The 16820-nt window shown below is 31.0% G+C and carries 13 protein-coding genes; 5 read left to right on the top strand and 8 right to left on the bottom strand.

Features of this window, described 5'->3' with window-relative positions; translation table 11 throughout:
- Nucleotides 1-5: 5 nt before the first annotated feature.
- Nucleotides 6-458, bottom strand: a complete 453-nt coding sequence (gene bcp / locus CELLY_RS13750) for a thioredoxin-dependent thiol peroxidase (protein WP_013622294.1) — start codon at nucleotides 456-458, stop codon at nucleotides 6-8.
- 52 nt (nucleotides 459-510) lie between these two features.
- Between bcp and CELLY_RS13745 the strand changes: the two genes are divergently transcribed.
- Nucleotides 511-1173, top strand: coding sequence for an endonuclease III domain-containing protein (locus CELLY_RS13745; RefSeq protein ID WP_013622293.1), 663 nt, complete (start codon nucleotides 511-513; stop codon nucleotides 1171-1173).
- A 228-nt stretch (nucleotides 1174-1401) separates the two neighbouring features.
- On the opposite strand, the gene CELLY_RS13740 is transcribed toward CELLY_RS13745, so the two are convergent.
- The gene (locus CELLY_RS13740) at nucleotides 1402-1983 is read right to left on the bottom strand and encodes an RNA polymerase sigma factor (protein WP_013622291.1); all 582 of its coding nucleotides are present in this window, start codon (nucleotides 1981-1983) and stop codon (nucleotides 1402-1404) included.
- Between the two features lie 254 nt (nucleotides 1984-2237).
- Between CELLY_RS13740 and uvrA the strand changes: the two genes are divergently transcribed.
- Complete coding sequence (gene uvrA / locus CELLY_RS13735; RefSeq protein ID WP_013622290.1) at nucleotides 2238-5015, top strand: excinuclease ABC subunit UvrA; 2778 nt, start codon at nucleotides 2238-2240, stop codon at nucleotides 5013-5015.
- A 118-nt stretch (nucleotides 5016-5133) separates the two neighbouring features.
- Entirely contained in the window at nucleotides 5134-6342 is a 1209-nt protein-coding gene (locus tag CELLY_RS13730) for a hypothetical protein (RefSeq protein ID WP_013622289.1), read from the top strand.
- 62 nt (nucleotides 6343-6404) lie between these two features.
- Here CELLY_RS13730 and CELLY_RS13725 read toward each other — a convergent pair whose 3' ends face one another.
- The 4 genes from CELLY_RS13725 to CELLY_RS13710 all read right to left on the bottom strand — a co-directional run bounded on the left by CELLY_RS13725 (nucleotide 6405) and on the right by CELLY_RS13710 (nucleotide 11955).
- Nucleotides 6405-7874 carry a lipopolysaccharide biosynthesis protein gene (locus tag CELLY_RS13725; protein ID WP_013622288.1) on the bottom strand — a complete coding sequence of 490 codons (1470 nt, stop codon included), beginning with the start codon at nucleotides 7872-7874 and terminating at the stop codon, nucleotides 6405-6407.
- Complete coding sequence (locus CELLY_RS13720; RefSeq protein WP_013622287.1) at nucleotides 7858-9144, bottom strand: glycosyltransferase family 4 protein; 1287 nt, start codon at nucleotides 9142-9144, stop codon at nucleotides 7858-7860. The genes CELLY_RS13725 and CELLY_RS13720 overlap by 17 nt, the downstream gene beginning before the upstream one ends.
- On the bottom strand, nucleotides 9144-11582 hold the full coding sequence (locus tag CELLY_RS13715; protein WP_013622286.1) for a YfhO family protein: 2439 nt from the start codon (nucleotides 11580-11582) through the stop codon (nucleotides 9144-9146). Before CELLY_RS13715 ends, CELLY_RS13720 begins: the two co-directional genes overlap by 1 nt.
- Nucleotides 11583-11685: 103 nt before the next feature.
- Nucleotides 11686-11955: a DUF4834 family protein gene (locus CELLY_RS13710; protein ID WP_013622285.1), complete on the bottom strand. Its 270-nt coding sequence runs from the start codon at nucleotides 11953-11955 to the stop codon at nucleotides 11686-11688.
- A gap of 103 nt (nucleotides 11956-12058) precedes the next feature.
- Here CELLY_RS13710 and CELLY_RS13705 point away from each other — a divergent pair, with 103 nt between their 5' ends.
- Nucleotides 12059-13081, top strand: a complete 1023-nt coding sequence (locus CELLY_RS13705) for a transporter (RefSeq protein ID WP_013622284.1) — start codon at nucleotides 12059-12061, stop codon at nucleotides 13079-13081.
- Between the two features lie 84 nt (nucleotides 13082-13165).
- Nucleotides 13166-14284 carry a hypothetical protein gene (locus CELLY_RS13700; RefSeq protein ID WP_013622283.1) on the top strand — a complete coding sequence of 373 codons (1119 nt, stop codon included), beginning with the start codon at nucleotides 13166-13168 and terminating at the stop codon, nucleotides 14282-14284.
- Nucleotides 14285-14341: 57 nt separating this feature from the next.
- Here CELLY_RS13700 and capB read toward each other — a convergent pair whose 3' ends face one another.
- Both capB and capA read right to left on the bottom strand, forming a co-directional pair.
- Nucleotides 14342-15601 carry a cysteate-C-fatty acyltransferase gene (capB, locus tag CELLY_RS13695; RefSeq protein WP_013622282.1) on the bottom strand — a complete coding sequence of 420 codons (1260 nt, stop codon included), beginning with the start codon at nucleotides 15599-15601 and terminating at the stop codon, nucleotides 14342-14344.
- Between the two features lie 123 nt (nucleotides 15602-15724).
- Nucleotides 15725-16765 (bottom strand): cysteate synthase, encoded by a 1041-nt coding sequence (capA, locus tag CELLY_RS13690; RefSeq protein WP_013622281.1) that lies wholly within the window; start codon nucleotides 16763-16765, stop codon nucleotides 15725-15727.
- Nucleotides 16766-16820: the final 55 nt, after the last annotated feature.

The raw sequence follows: 16820 nt of genomic DNA, 5'->3' as shown, positions 1-16820 counted from the left end.
TACTATTATTCTAATATTTGTGCAGCGTGGTCTTTGGTTTTAACTTTATCTATAACCTTAGTTACTACTCCTTCTTCATTAATAATAAATGTTTTTCTATGAATACCATCATAAACCTTACCCATAAACTTTTTTGTGCCCCAAACGCCAAAAATATTTAATACAGTATGGTCTTCATCTGCTAATAAAGGAAAAGGAAACTCATACTTTGTTTTAAAATTAGATTGTCTTTTAGCAGAATCTGCACTAACTCCTAAAAGCTCATAACCTTGCTCTTGCAATTCTTTGTAATTGTCTCTTAAATTACAAGCCTCTGCAGTACAACCAGGTGTACTTGCTTTAGGGTAAAAAAATACAATTAACTTTTTTCCTTTATAATCTGATAAGCTTACAGCATTACCATCTTGATCTTTTGATGTAAAATCTGCTACTTTGTCTCCTACTTTTAAAGTATTCATAAGTAATTTATTTAAATTCGTTTTTTCTAATTTTTAGTAAAGCTAATCAAAAATGACCAAGGCAGAAAAAGTTACTTTTACAATAAACAAACTTAAGGAACTATACCCAACAATACCAGTTCCTTTAGACCATAAAGATCCGTATACATTATTAATTGCTGTTTTAATGTCTGCACAAAGCACAGATGTACGTGTAAATAAAATTACGCCATTATTATTTGCAAAGGCAGACAACCCTTATGATATGGTTAAATTAACAGTAGATGAAATTAGAGAAATAATAAAACCAGTTGGCTTATCACCTATGAAAGCAAAAGGTATACATGGCCTATCACAAATGTTAATAGATGAGCACAATGGTGTTGTACCTAAAGATATGGAAGCTCTAGAAAAGTTTCCGGCTGTTGGTCACAAAACTGCTGGTGTTGTAGTATCGCAAGCCTTTGGTATACCTGCATTTCCGGTAGACACACACATACACAGATTAATGTATAGATGGGGATTTACAAACGGTAAAAATGTAACTCAAACAGAAAAAGATGCAAAAAGATTGTTTCCTAAAGAATTATGGAACGATCTGCATTTGCAAATTATTTGGTACGGTAGAGACTACTCGCCAGCCAGAGGTTGGGATTTAGATAAAGATATAATTACAAAAACAATAGGGAGAAAAACAGTGATTGAAGAATATTATAAAACCAAAAAGAGCCGTTAAGGCTCTTTTTTTAGTTCAAAATGTTTTCAAATTGCATCTCATTGTATGTAATTACATTCATCGATTTAGAATAATTCAGTAAAAACTGAACTGTACTTTTTGATGTTGCCATTATTGCACAAGAGTTGTTTTGTTGTTTAGAGTAAATTTTTTCCATATAAAATAGTATTGTTATAGTAAGATAACGCTACTATTTTAGATATATTATACTCTTAGGTTAAAAACCTATTAATTCGTTAAAACGATATTGTGCTTTTCTATTATTTTTCTCATATTAATTAAAGCATATCTCATTCTTCCTAATGCAGTGTTAATACTAACACCCGTATTTTCAGAGATTTCTTTAAAACTCATATCCTTGTAGATACGCATTAATAAAACTTCTTTTTGATCTTCTGGTAATTCCTCAATTAAAACTTTAAGGTCAGAATCGATCTGATTTTTTATTAATTGTTTTTCTGCGTTTAATTTATCATCACTTATTACAGAAAAAATATTAAAATCATCGCTACCTTCAAACATAGGCATACGCTTATTTTTTCTAAAGTGATCTATAATTAAGTTGTGCGCAATTCTCATTACCCACGGTAAAAACTTACCTTCTTCACTATAAGAACCCTTTTTTAAAGTTTTAATCACTTTTATAAAAGTATCTTGAAATATATCCTCAGTAATGTCTCTATCTAATACTTTAGAATAAATAAAACTACTAATTCTTTGGTTATGTCTGTTTATTAATACTTCCAAAGATTTTTCATCTCCGTTAATATACTTTTTTACTAATACTGAGTCTTCAATTTGTAGATCCATTTCGAGTTACTTTTTTTGGTTATTTAATGCGTACCCCTTCCCTATATGGGAATAAGTTCATTTAATAGTGTTTAATAATTTTAAAAAAGTAATGTTCGCTATATAGGCCTATAAGTTTAATTACACTTCAAATATATATAAAATAAGAGGTTCGCAAAAAATCTATGTTGTGATTACCCCTATTTTTGATGTAAAAGCGTCTTTTATGGTTATTAAAAGGTACAAATTGTATCTTTACAGTATTAATTACGGATATGAATACACTTTTAGACGTCGACCCAAAACACAATATAATTATTAAGGGTGCTAAACTCCACAACCTCAAAAATATAGATGTTGTAATTCCTAGAAATAAACTTGTTGTTATTACAGGTTTATCTGGTTCTGGTAAATCTAGCCTTGCTTTTGATACACTTTATGCAGAGGGCCAACGTAGGTATGTAGAAAGTTTATCTTCATATGCACGCCAATTTTTAGGTAAATTGGACAAACCTAAAGTAGACTATATAAAAGGTATAGCTCCTGCAATTGCTATAGAGCAAAAAGTAAACTCTACAAACCCACGTTCTACTGTAGGTACTACAACAGAAATTTATGATTATTTAAAGCTATTGTATGCTAGGGTTGGTAAAACCATATCTCCAGTATCTGGTAAACAGGTAAAAAAACATACTGTTACAGATGTTGTTAACTATATTAAAGAGTATAGTAGTAATACCAAGCTATTATTATTAGCACCTATTAAGGTAAAAGAAGACAGGGAGCCTTTAAAAGCTTTAGAAATGTTTTCTAAACAAGGGTATGCCAGAATAAAACACAAAGGTAAAGTTATACGTATAGATGATTCTATTACACAAATGGACAGAGAGTTTTATTTGGTGGTAGATAGAATTATAACTAAAGATGATGAAGATTTTTATAATAGATTAGCAAATGCTGTTGATACTGCTTTTTTTGAAGGTGAAGGCAATTGTATTATTGAAGAGTTAGAAACAGGTAAACAAACTCCTTTTAGTAATAAGTTTGAACTAGACGGCATTAAATTTATAGAGCCAAACGTACACTTGTTTAGTTTTAACAATCCCTTTGGAGCTTGCCCAACCTGCGAAGGTTATGGTGATGTAATTGGTATAGACCAAGATTTAGTTGTGCCAAATACTGCTTTGTCTGTATATGAAGGTGCTATTTTTCCTTGGAAAGGAGAAAGTATGGGCAAATATAAAGATGAATTTATAGCTGCTTCTTATAAGTTTGATTTTCCTATACATAAACCTTGGTTTGAGTTAACAGATGAGCAAAAACAATTAGTTTGGGATGGTAATAAATATTTTACTGGCTTAAACAAGTTTTTTGCAATGCTTGAAGATAAGAGCTACAAAATACAAAACCGAGTAATGTTATCTCGTTACAGAGGTAAAACAAAGTGTGGTACTTGTAATGGCAAACGTCTACGCCCAGAGACAGATTATGTAAAGGTTAATGATAAATGCATATCAGAACTAGTAGAACTACCTATAGATACACTAACAGAATTTTTTAACTCGGTTAAGCTAAGTAAACATGATGCACAAATTGCAAAACGCTTGTTGGTAGAAATAACTACAAGACTTAGTTTTTTAAACAAAGTTGGATTAACTTATTTAACACTAAACAGAAAATCTAATACCTTATCTGGAGGTGAGAGTCAGCGTATAAATTTAGCTACATCTTTGGGTAGTAGCTTAGTTGGGTCTATGTATATATTAGATGAGCCAAGTATTGGCCTGCACCCAAAAGACACAGAAAACTTAATAGATGTTTTAAAGTCTTTACGTGATTTAGGTAACACTGTTATTGTAGTAGAACATGATGAGGATATTATGAATGCTGCAGACCAAGTTATAGATATAGGTCCGGAAGCTGGTACGCACGGTGGCCAGGTTGTTGCTAATGGTACAATGACAGATATTTTAAAATCATCCTCATTAACCGCAAGTTACCTAAATGGCAAAAAACAAATAGAGGTTCCTAAAAAAAGAAGAAACTTTACCAATTTTATTAGAATAAATGGTGCTAGAGAAAACAACTTAAAAAATATAAATGCAACTTTTCCGCTTGGCATACTAACCGTAGTAACTGGCGTATCTGGTAGCGGAAAAAGTACGCTGGTAAAAAAACTACTCTATCCTATAGTATTAAAGGAAATTGGAGGCTATGGAGAAAAAGCCGGACAATTTACTTCTGTAGAAGGTGAATTTAAAGATATTAAAAATGTAGAGTTCGTAGATCAAAACCCCATAGGCAGGTCTTCTAGGTCTAACCCTGTAACTTACATAAAGGCTTATGATGATATTAGGGCATTATTTGCTGCGCAAAAATTAAGCAAACTTAGATCGTACCAAGCAAAACACTTTTCTTTTAATGTAGACGGGGGCCGTTGTGAAAAATGTAAAGGAGAAGGAGAAATAACTGTAGAAATGCAGTTTATGGCAGATGTACATTTGGTTTGTGACGCTTGTAATGGTAAACGTTTTAAAAAAGAAGTATTAGAGGTTAAATTTCAGGATGCAAGTATAGATGATGTTTTAACTATGACTATTGATGATGCTATTGCATTTTTTGAAGAGCATCAACAAACAAAAATAATGAACAAGCTTAAACCCTTAAAAGATGTTGGTTTAGGATATGTAACTCTTGGGCAATCTTCCTCTACTCTTTCTGGTGGTGAAGCACAGCGTATTAAATTAGCTTCGTTTTTAGTAAAAGGCAAAACAACTAACAAATCTTTATTTATTTTTGATGAACCTACAACAGGTTTACACTTTCATGATATAAAAAAATTACTAAAATCATTTAATGCTCTTTTAGCAAAAGGCCATTCTGTAGTTGTTATAGAACATAATATAGACCTTATTAAATGTGCAGATTTTATTATTGATTTAGGGCAAGAGGGAGGTACAAAAGGCGGTGAGCTAATAGCAGAGGGAACCCCAGAACAAATTGCAAAAAGTAAAAAATCTTTTACAGCTAAATATCTCAAAGAAAAACTATAATCTTGTTTCGCATTGATTATCAGTTAGTTAAGCGAGTAAACTGTTTTTTGGCACGCTGTTTGTAATATAAATATCAGAATGTAAATAGTTGCATTCAGAATTTATAAAACCTTATAGTATGAAAAAATCAGTACTACTTTTTACAGCTCTTTTAATAGGTACATTTAGTACAATGGCTGTAACTACAGAAAACACAGAGAATAAGGTTGCAAGCAGCAATACTTTTAGACAAAACAATTCTTTCATCTTTGTAGAGAACGGCGTAACATTTTCAGTTTTCCCTGATGGTGAATTTGATTTCTTTATTGATAATAGAGTAAATGTAAATGCTAATATAAATTTAGGAAGAAACGCAAATATTACATTTAATACTGGCTACAATTATAATGCATATGTACAGTATGATGATTATGGAGCTGTTATACAAGTAGAAAATGTTCCTATTTATTATGATTATTACGGTAGAGTTGAGCAAATTGGAAACATAAACATTAACTACAGAAACAATAGAGTTCATAGGTTAGGTGGTATGTATGTATACTACAATAATAGAGGATTTTATGATTACCATAGAGGTTACATAAATAGGTACAACAGAAATTATACATTTAGAGCTTACCACAACTATTTTCATAGACCAGCTGTTAACTTTTGTTTAGTACAACCAAGACCGTACAGAAGATATTATGCTCCTGTTAGATATACTTATTACAGACCTTATAGAAATAACTATAGAAAATCTTATGTAAGAGTTGGTAAGTCTTATAAAAATAACAACAGAAATAATTACAGATCTTCTAAAGTTTATAGAAATGATAATAGAGTAACACAAAGAAGCAACAGAACTGTTGGTATTTCTAGAACAAACTCTAGAGCTGTTGCACAAAACTCAAGAAAAAGTAACAGAACTGTTATAGACAGAAATAACAGAGCTAATACTAGATCTACAACTGTTACCAGAACAAGTAGCAGAAACCCTAACACATCTAGATCTGTAACAAGATCTACAACATACAAAACTCCTGCAAAAAGCAGAACAAATAGTAGAGTTGGTAATACAAGAAGTACTACAAGTAGAAGTACTGCTAAAACACCAGCAAGAACCACTACTAAAAGAACTACAACGGTTTATAAAAAACCACAAAGTACAAATAGTAGAGCCACAAGAACTACTACCAGAACAACTAGAAGCGTAACAAAAGCTCCTAGCAGAAGTAGTTCTTCTAAAAGTAGAGTTGCAACAAAAAGTAGCTCTAGAACGTCAAGTAAAGCAAAAGCTCCTTCTAGATCTAGTAGAACTAGCTCTAGTACAAGAAGCAGAAGATAATAAAGACAGTTTTTTAGGTTGTTAGTTGTTAAAGTCCTTGAAGAATTTATTCTTCTGGGGCTTTACCTTTTTGTTTCCTTTTTACTTAGGTAAGAAGACACTATACTATACACATCTTCTGAAACTCTGAGTTTATAAAGTACTAAAATATAAACAACTCCCATAAATATACTTTTTATAGCAATATTTAATATAGGATGAAAATTAAAGTTTATAAAGAAAAATACCCCTCCTAATAAACACAGTAATAATAGTACTTTTAAAGTGTCTAAAGTAAACGGATGCATTTTAAACTTAGCGTATACATAACCAATTTTTACTGTATTAAAACTTGCAATAGCTATAAACGTTGCCCACGCAGCACCACCTAAACCATAAGCAGGTATTAACATATAGTTTAAAAGCACTACCACTATTGCTAACAAAACGCCCATTACCAAAATTGCTCTGTAATAGTCAGAATTAAAAAGAATAGAATTACTATTACCCAAAAGAGCATCTAACACTTTTGTTAAACCTATTAAAAATACCACTAACATTCCGCCTCTGTAGGCAACTGGCATTAATTTGTATAATTCTTGTAAGTTTAAAATAATCAACAAAAAAATAATTCCGGATATTATAAATAATGTTAAAGATGATTTCTTATACAATTTACGAAGCTCTGGTTTGTCTTTACTGTTTAATAATTTAGCAGTTAACGGATGTGTAATTTGGTGCATAGCTCTAGATGGTACCGTAATTACAGTTGCAATAAATACAGAAACTCCATAAAAAGCAACATTTTCTATTGCTAAATATTGATTTAGCATAAACTTATCTATCTCTAAAAGTATTACAGCTGCAGAACCACCTAATATTATAAGAGCACTGTATTTTATAATTGAACTATAATTTTTAGGCAATCTAAATTTTAAACTTGGTATTTCTAAACTAAAGGCATAAAGTTTCATTACAACCATACGTAACACATAAACACCAACCAAGGACTTTAAAAATAAATCTACAGTTATTACATTATAATGTACCAATACAAGTAAAATAGCAATACATAGTCTTCCAAAAACTTCTTTCATAAAGTTTCCAAAAACAGATTTCATATGCACTTTTACCCAAGAGTAAAATATTTCAAAATAAGACATTGCCAGTCCCACAAAATAAATGTACCAAACATACCCTTTGACCTCTTCGTTTTTTTCTGCTAAAAAATCGCCTATAAAATCAGTACCAAAATAACTAAACAGTGTAAATGGTATAATTGTAAGTAATGGCAAGTACAACATTAAGTTTAAAAAATACTTAACATCATCACTATCTTTATAACTACTATAAAATTTTACTAACGTATTTTGCACTCCAAAAGTTAACAATGGCATTAATAAAGCTGCTGTAGCAAGTATAACTGTAACTAAACCATAATTTTCTTTAGTTAAAAAATTGGTATATAAAAAAAGTGTATTAATAGCACCAATACCAAACCCTACAAAGGTTACTATAGTATTACTAAATGTTTGTTTAAATACAATACCCATATAAATGATTGGCTAATTTAGCTGTACGCTCTTTTCTACTATACGTATTTATATTAGTAGAATTTACACTTAATTCTTTTGTTTGGTATTTAAAAAACCAATCTAAAAGTAAACTTTTTATGTTAGATGTATCATTATAATTAAAAGCAACACCTGTATTTGTCTCTTTAATTATATTACTCACCTCCCAACCTTTTGGTCCTATTGCCAAAATTGGTCTTTTTGCTCGCATATACTCAAATAATTTACCCGCAATAATACCTACTGTATCTGGTGAATTTATTTCTGAAAGTAATAGTACTTGTGATTTTTCTTGATACTTTAATGCTTCAGTATGTGATACGTAACCAATTAAATTTACGTAAGACTTTAAATTGTATTTGTATATTGTTTGTAACACATCTTCACTTACAACACCGATAAACTGTAGCGATAAACTATTTTTAAAAGCTTCATTTTCATTACACAATTCTTCTAATGCAAGCCATAAATTCTCAGGATTTCTACCCGTAAGCAAAGATCCTATATGAGAAATGGTAAACTTATCATCTAAAGCCACGTCACTAGCTACATCACCATCAAATCCATTTGTTATCACTTCTATAGGCTTATTGGTAATATTTAAAAATTCGTTTTTAGTTGTTTCACTAGTAACCACAATACTATCTGCTCTATTTAAAACCAAATGTTCTAAATACTTATGCTTTTTAGCAGATGCTTTACTTAAACGTAATTTTTTATGGTATCCAATAGAAGTCCAAGGATCTCTAAAATCTGCAACCCAGCTAACACCTAACTTCTCCTTAAGTTTAAGGCCTATTAAATGCATACTGTGTGGTGGGCCAGTTGTTATTATTGTATTTATATTTTCTTCTTCTACTACCTTAGTTAAATAATTAACAGAAGGTTTAACCCAATTTTTACGAGCATCAGGTATAAAAAAATTACCACGTACCCAAAGCAAAATTTTTTCTATCAAAGATTGATTTTTACTTTGTATTAAACCTGAACTTATTTTTTTGGTTTTATTTTTTGATAAAAAACTTGCCAAACCATAAGGCTCATTAATTTTTTGCTTGTAAATTTTTACATCTTTTGGAATTTCATTTACAAATGATGCATCTATTATAGGATAATTAGGATTTTGTGGTACATACACCACTGGCTCAATACTATAATCTTTTAAATATTTTACAAATTTAAGCCAACGTTGTACACCTGGCCCACCAGCAGGAGGCCAATAATAAGCTATAATGAGCACCTTTTGCATTAGCTATTCTCTTTTTTAGCTGTTGGTTTTTTAAAACTATATACAATACCTCCTATAACTATTAACGCCAAAAGAATATTACTTGCTAGTGCTATTTTACTTCCTTTTTTAACTACTTCAGGTTCAAATTTAAATTCAATTTTATGTTCACCTGCAGGAACTTGCATTGCCCTAAGTGTATAGTTAACTTTAAAGTAACTAGACTTTTTTCCATCTATATAAGCATTCCATCCATTTTTATAATACATTTCTGAAAACACAGCTAGTGCATCAGAATTGGTAGTAGATGTGTAAGTTAAATGGTTAGGCTCATAGTTATCTAAATTAATAGTAGCTGTAGAATCTTTAGTAAAAGTAAACTTAGATAACGAAGGAAACTCTGTTGTATTAACCACAGCTTCTGTTTTAATATTTAAACTATCTAATGCCATAATTTCTTCATTAGCCGAAGATACTTTTTTAAGGTTCTGCACAAACCAGGCATTACCCATTGCATTAGGGTTTACTGCTGGGTAAGTACGTCCTTCTTCATCTTCCTGAATAACATATTTAACGTTAAGCATACTTAAAACCCTAACATTATTTTTGTAAATATGAAAATCAAACAAGTCTTGCATAGTAGCGGGTTTAGCTCCATGATAACCACCAATAGAATTATGGTAGTATGATGTGCTTGCTCCGTTTAAACCTTCTCTTGGGTTATAAACGCGGTATACAGAAGTATCTTGATTAATTTGTTTATCTGTATTTGTTAAAGGAAATGGTTGTTCCATTTGTCTAGCGTGTACAAAATCATCTTCTGTAACATATCTTTTAGCTACAGGTACCAAATCTGCTAAAATTAACACACCTATTACCGCTATAAATACATTATTTTTTAACCTTTTATGTATAAATAAAGACAATGTAGCTGCTGTAAGTAACACATATATTAAAGAACGTAAAACATCACTTGTATAAGCCTCTTGACGGTCTAACTTTATCATTGTTAATACTTCATCTCCAAAGTATTTCCTGTAGCTATCATCGCTTAAACCATCAAAAGTAAAAACACCTTTAAATACAAATAAAAGTATTAATGTACCCAAAACTATCCCAGCACTTATAAACAATGGCATATTGTACTTTGCCTTATTCTCCTTTTCTTTAAACAAGGTCATTAAAGCTAAAACACCAAGTAGAGGTACGCATAATTCTAAAACTACTTGTATAGATGAAACTGCTCTAAATTTATCATACAAAGGAAAATTATCTATCATAAAATTAGTTAAACCACTAAAGTTTTTACCCCAAGAAAGTACTAAAGACATTACAGCTCCTGCTAAAAGCCACCATTTTACTTTTCCTTTTACTATAATTAAACCTAAAATAAATAAGAAAAATAATACTGCTCCTACATAAGCTGCGCCAGAAACACCTGGTTGGTCTCCCCAATACAAAGGCAAACCCTCTGCAAAATCTAACGCTTGTTTTCTAGATAATCCTTTACGAACTAAAAACTCATATGTTTTAGATTCCTCTCCTAAATTTTCAGAATTAGACCCTCCAAATAATCTTGGCACAAATATGTTTAAAGACTCTGCTATTCCGTAACTATATTGTGTAATATACTCTTTATCTAAACCTCCAGTATTTTCTCTTTCAGAGCCATCATTATTAATAGTTAAATTAGACACTCCCCTAGTGCTCCAGTCAGAGTACTCTTTTGTAGCCATTAAATTAGTAGCATTGGTTGCAATACCTATTAATACTGCAACAAAAAGCAAGCCTACAGAAACAAAATAATGTTTTAGTTGTTTTTCTACAATAGCATAAACCAAGTAAATAACACCTAATATTAAAATTAGCAACATAAAATAATAGGTCATTTGGTAGTGGTTGGCATTAACCTCTAAAGCCATTGCAAATGCTGTGAGTATAAATCCTAAAATGTATTTTTTTCTAAACATTAAAATTATACCGCCTAACAACATTGGTATATACCCCAAAGCGTGTGCCTTTGCATTATGGCCAACACCTAAAATTATAATTAAATAAGTACTAAAACCAAAAGCCAATGCACCAACAACGGCCAACCTATAATCTACTTTTAGACAACATAATAAAATATAAAAACCTAAAAAGTATAAAAATAAATAATCTGCTGGTCTAGGTAAAAACCGTATTAATTTGTCTAACTTTTTTATGTAATTATGAGGGTAATTAGCTCCTAACTGATATGTTGGCATACCACCAAAAGCACTGTTTGTCCAATAAGGCTCTGTATTTGTTTTTTCTCTAAAATTATTTTGCTCTTTTGCCATTCCTGTATACTGGGCAATATCTGACTGAAATATTTTTTTACCCTGTAAAACAGGAGTAAAATAAGCCAAAGAGGCAACTACAAATAAAACAAGAACAAAAAAGTTGGTTAAAACAGATCTAAAATTAATTTTCATTATGTTGTTGGTGTTGTATTAAATTTTCATACGTAAGTTTAGCAAAATAAGCATTTTTTGGTTGCCTAAACTCTAAACTTAATAAAGGTTGGTTGTTATTTTTTTATTCTACTTCTTCAAAATCTATATACTCTCCTACTTTTTTAGAAGGGTTAGATTTGAACTTAGTCTTATTTGTTTTTGAAGAAGACTCATCTGTTGTATTAGTATATCCCTGATTAGGGTTTTGCGCAAACTCTTCAAATTTTTTCTTTAAATGTTCTTCAGTTTTTTTAGCTGCATAATTCATCATTTTAGGCGCATACAAGCGTATCAAAAACTTTAATAGGTAATAAACCGCAACAATTACAAGAATAGCTATTAAAAAATCCATATTTGTTCTAAAAATTTATATCAAAAATACAATTCTACCGTTGTATATAAAGATTATATCTCTTAAAATAATAATAAAAGTATATTTAGGTAAGCTTACAGGTATGAAAAAATTAAAAAATATATTCTCTTTATTTCTTTTTACACTTCCATTTTTAGGACTTTCACAATACACAGACGTTATAAACTCTAACAGACCAGGACAATCTGTAAGTGCATATGCAATTGGCACAGGAGTTTTACAGGCCGAAGCCGGAATGTCTTACGAAAAACAAAGTCATAACACACTAAAAACTGATTCTAAATTACTGGGAGTAGATTTAGCTTTAAGGTATGGTTTGTTTTTTGAAGAATTAGAAATTATATATGAAGGGACATATACTAATGAAAACAGAACATATTCTACCATTGGTTTTCCTGATCAAAAGTATACAGATTTTAAAAGAAATAGAATTGGATTAAAATATTTAATTTTTGACCCTTACAAGAGTGAAGAAGCAAACAAGCCAAATTTATATAGCTGGAAAGCTAATAACACATTTCAGCTAAAAAATTTAATACCTGCAATATCTGTTTATGCAGGTGCCAACTTTGTTTTGGGTGACAATCCATACTACCCTGGTGAAGCTACAGTATCTCCAAGAGGTATGATTGCTACACAAAGTAGGCTTTCTCCAAAATTTGTGCTTATTACTAACGTTGCTTATGACCGCATAGGAACAGATTTTCCCGAATGGAGCTACATTGTTTCTTTATCTCATGCATTTAGAAACCCTAAATGGAGTGTTTTTGCAGAAAACCAAGGTATTAAAAGCGACAGATATTCTGATGTAATTTTTAGAGGTGGTACTGCTTATTTAATTGATGAAAATATGCAAGTAGATTTACATTTGGGTGCCAATATAAAAGATACTCCTACCCGCCTATTTTTTGCTGCTGGTTTTTCATATAGGTTAGATATGCATAAAGATAAAGTAATTGCTATTGAAGATCAGAATGCAACAACTAAGGATGGAAAAATTAGAAAGAAAGACCTTAAAAAGAAAAGAAAACAAGCAAAAAGAGATGCTAAAGGAAAAAAAAGCAAGAAAAAGAAATCTAAAGATGATGAGCCTATAGATTTTTAAAAACAACTTCTAATTTTTACAAGCTTAAAACTTTCTCTTATTAATTAATATCCCTAATATTGATGCAGAAAAAGATATTAGAATATGATTACCATTGTTGAAGCTAAAACCAAAGCAGAATTAAAGCAATTTGTAAAATTTCCGTTTAGTATATACAAAAATTCACCTTACTGGGTGCCACCAATTATTAATGATGAATTAGATTCATTTAATAAAGACAAAAATCCTGTTTTTAAAGATGCAGAAGCCTGGTTTTTATTAGCTTACAACGGACCTAAACTTGTAGGTAGGGTTGCTGCAATAATTAATTGGATAGAAATTAACAACCAAAAAGTTAAAAAAATGCGCTTTGGTTGGTTTGATTTTGTTGATGATACAAACGTATCTGAGGCTTTACTAAAAAGGGTTGAAGAAATAGGTAGAGAGCACAAATTAGAGTTTATGGAAGGCCCCGTTGGCTTTTCTAATTTAGATAAAGTAGGTGTTGTTACAGAAGGTTATGACCATATTGGTAGTATGATAACTTGGTACAACCACCCCTATTACGTTAAACATTATGAACGTTTAGGTTTTGTAAAAGAAAAAGAATATTTAGAAAATAAATTTCCGTTTGCCAATGCCAAACCAGAATTTTTTGAAAGAATACAGGGTTTAATAAAAAAGAGATACAACCTAAGAGAAATAAATTTTACAAAAACTAAAGATGTAATGCCTTTAGCAGATAAAATGTTTGATTTGTTTAATGAGTCTTACGCTTCCTTATCTTCTTTTGTCCCTATAAACGACATACAAAAAGAACACTTTAAGCAAAAATACATAAGCTTTATTAACCCAGAGTACATAAAATTTGTGGTAGATAAAGATGATAATCTTGTTGCTTTCTCTATAGTAATGCCTTCTTTTTCTAAAGCATTACAAAAATCTAAGGGGAAATTATTTCCTTTTGGCGCTTACCATTTACTTAAAGCTAAAAAACAGAGTAAAGATGTTATTTTTTATTTAATTGGTGTACACCCAGAATACCAAAACAAAGGAGTAACAGCTATTATTTTTAATGAATATTATAAAACATTTAAAGATAAAGGTATAGAAAATTGCATAAGAACACCAGAGTTAGAAGAAAATACCGCTATTAGACAGCTTTGGAAAAATTTTGATCCAAAAATATTTAGAAGACGCAGAACATACCGCAAAAACTTATAAACTAAAAAACCCAAGCATAATTTGCTTGGGTTTTTTAATATAAAATAAAAAGATTTTTTACTCTCCCATTGCAGCTGCAACAGCGGCAGATAATCTTTTGTATGTACCATTTGTTAAACGCTCACGTATTGCATCAAAAGCATTAAGCGTTTCATTTACATCTTCTAAGGTATGAGAAGTTGTAGGAATCATTCTTAATAAAATAAGTCCTTTAGGAATTACAGGATAAACCACTATAGAGCAGAAAATACCATAGTTTTCTCTTAAATCTCTAACCAACGCCATAGCTTCTGGTATACTACCATTTAAAAACACAGGAGTAACACAACTAGTAGTTGTTCCTATATCAAAACCACGTTCTTTTAATCCACTTTGCAATGCATTTACATTCTCCCAAAGTTTATTTTTTAACTCTGGCATTGTTCTAAGCATATCTAAACGCTTTAATGCACCTACAACCAATTGCATTTGTAATGACTTTGCAAACATTTGCGAACGCAAGTTGTATTTTAAGTAATCTATAATTTCTTGATCTGCTGCTATAAATGCACCAGTACTAGCTAAAGATTTTGCAAAAGTAGCAAAGTACACGTCTATTTCATCTTGCACTCCTTGTTCTTCACCTGCTCCAGCACCAGTTTTACCTAATGTACCAAAACCGTGAGCATCATCTACTAAAAACCTAAAGTTGTACTTTTTCTTTAAAGCTACAATCTCTTTTAATTTACCTTGCTCACCACGCATACCAAAAACACCTTCAGAGATAACTAAAATACCTCCACCAGTTTGTTCTGCCATTTTAGTAGCACGCTCTAAGTTTTTTTCTAAACTCTCAACGTCATTATGCTTGTAAGTAAAACGTTTACCCATATGCAAACGTACACCATCAATAATACATGCGTGCGAGTCTACATCATAAACTATAATATCATCTTTAGAAACCAACGCATCTATAGTAGATACCATACCTTGGTAACCAAAGTTTAATAAGTAAGCTGCATCTTTTTTAACAAATTCAGCCAACTCATTTTGTAATTGTTCGTGTAAGTCTGTGTGTCCAGACATCATACGTGCTCCCATTGGGTAAGCAGAACCATAATCTGCTGCTGCTTGTGCATCTACTTTACGCACTTCTGGGTGGTTTGCTAAACCTAAATAATCGTTAACACTCCAAGTAATTACTTCTTTCCCTTGGAATTTCATTCTATTAGAAATAGTTCCTTCTAATTTAGGGAAAACAAAATATCCCTCTGCTTGCGATGCCCATTTTCCTAATGGTCCTTTGTTCGCTAGTATTCTATCAAATAAATCTCTCATCTAAGCTATTTTGGCTGTCTGCAAAAGTACAGAATTTCAGCAAGGTTTCATAACAATTTTATGAACAAAAAAAAACAATGAACTAAAATTCATTGCTTTTTTATTTTATATTTTCTAAGTTTTTTACTTAACAAATTGAATTTCTGGCTTTTCCTGTTCTACAACAGCATTTAAAAACCCTTGTGCCTCCATCCATTCATCACTATAAATTTTACTCATATATCTAGATCCGTGATCAGGAAATATAACAACTACTTTACTATTGGCATCAAATTCACCATCTGCATGTAATTGTTTTACAGCTTGCATTGCAGCACCACTAGTGTACCCAACAAACAAACCTTCTGTACCAGAAATTTGTCTTGCAGTATGTGCGCTTTCTTCATCTGTAACTTTTACAAATTTATCTATAACATCAAAATCTGTTGCTCCTGGTATTAAATTTTTACCTAAACCTTCTATACGGTAAGGGTAAATTTCATTAGCATCAAACTCACGTGTTTCATGGTATTTTTTTAATACAGACCCAAAAGCATCTACTCCAATAACTTTTACATTTGGGTTTTGCTCTTTTAAATACTTTGCTGTACCAGAAATAGTACCACCTGTACCACTACATGCAACTAAATGGGTAATATTGCCATTTGTTTGTTCCCAAATTTCTGGCCCTGTAGAAGCGTAATGTGCAGCTCTATTAAGTTCATTAAAATATTGATTAATGTATATTGAACCTTCTGTTTCTCTGTGTAACCTTTTAGCAACCTCATAATAAGAACGAGGATCATCTGCACTTACGTGCGCAGGACAAACATATACTTGTGCTCCCATAGAGCGCAACATATCTATTTTATCTGGAGATGATTTAGAACTTACTGCTAATATACATTTGTATCCTTTAACAATACTTGCCATTGCAATACTAAAACCTGTATTACCAGATGTTGTTTCAATAATTGTACTGTCTTCGTGTAATAATCCTTTACGTTCTGCTTCTTCAATTATATGAATTGCTATTCTGTCTTTTGCAGAATGTCCCGGATTAAAAGCCTCTACTTTAGCGTAATATTCTCCTTTAAAGGAATTAGTAACATTATTAATTTTAATTAACGGAGTGTTACCTATTAACTCTAAAACATTGTTATAGGCATTAATTTTATTTTCCATGCGTATTTGGTTATAAAATGATAAGACTTTGTTGGTTTGCTTATCAATTACGTGA

It is taken from the genome of Cellulophaga lytica DSM 7489, from assembly GCF_000190595.1.
In the GTDB taxonomy this organism is placed as follows: domain Bacteria; phylum Bacteroidota; class Bacteroidia; order Flavobacteriales; family Flavobacteriaceae; genus Cellulophaga; species Cellulophaga lytica.
The sequence above is the reverse complement of the archived record's forward strand: the minus strand, read 5'-3'. Positions and strand labels throughout refer to the sequence as shown.